Source organism: Brucella sp. 22210, assembly GCF_052045675.1.
In the GTDB taxonomy this organism is placed as follows: domain Bacteria; phylum Pseudomonadota; class Alphaproteobacteria; order Rhizobiales; family Rhizobiaceae; genus Brucella.
In genome coordinates, this window is record NZ_JBQEPD010000165.1 from 1 (window position 1) to 528 (window position 528).

The window sequence follows — 528 nt, forward strand, 5'->3', positions numbered from 1 at the left end:
ACTGGAGACAGCATTACAACACAGTGCGACCCCACTCGTCGCTGGGCTACAAGCCACCGGCACCCGAAGCAGCTGTCTGGCCCCGCCAAAATGGACCGGCGTCAACACCGGCGGTGGTCAGCAGACCGAGCATGCACTAACATTCCAAACGGATCACCTCGTGGGGGCAGACCATTAGCAGACTGGCGCAATTGCTTTGCCGAAGATGTTAGCATCAAACAAGAAATCACCGGTGCATATTGGCGTGACTATGATGGGGGATGGTGGAATTGAACCGGCGGTAGAAGCCCCGGCGCTCTTCCCAAAACACCGGGGCGACACGGTCTGTTATGAGCGCGTCTCCGTCCAGACTGTGCCGGGCATGATCAGTAATCCAGATCGTCACGGTCCGGCAATAGCAATAGCGAAGTGGCAATGCCGCCTCCGGGCGATGGCCGACGAATTCGCCAGTGAACCATAGCGCGAGTCCAAACGTGAAGTTTGTTACAGCGATAGCGCGGAACATCGATGGCCTGACTGGGTTAGGCT

The 528-nt window shown here is 57.6% G+C and carries 2 protein-coding genes; one reads left to right on the forward strand and one right to left on the reverse strand.

Going from position 1 to position 528, the window contains the following annotated elements; translation table 11 throughout:
- The coding region (locus ACTJKP_RS27165; protein ID WP_440632875.1) for an integrase core domain-containing protein at positions 1 to 140 on the forward strand (140 nt) is incomplete at its 5' end.
- An 86-nt stretch (positions 141 to 226) separates the two neighbouring features.
- Here the strand turns inward: ACTJKP_RS27165 and ACTJKP_RS27170 are convergent.
- On the reverse strand, positions 227 to 528 hold a 302-nt coding region (locus ACTJKP_RS27170; protein ID WP_440632874.1), incomplete at its 5' end, for a hypothetical protein.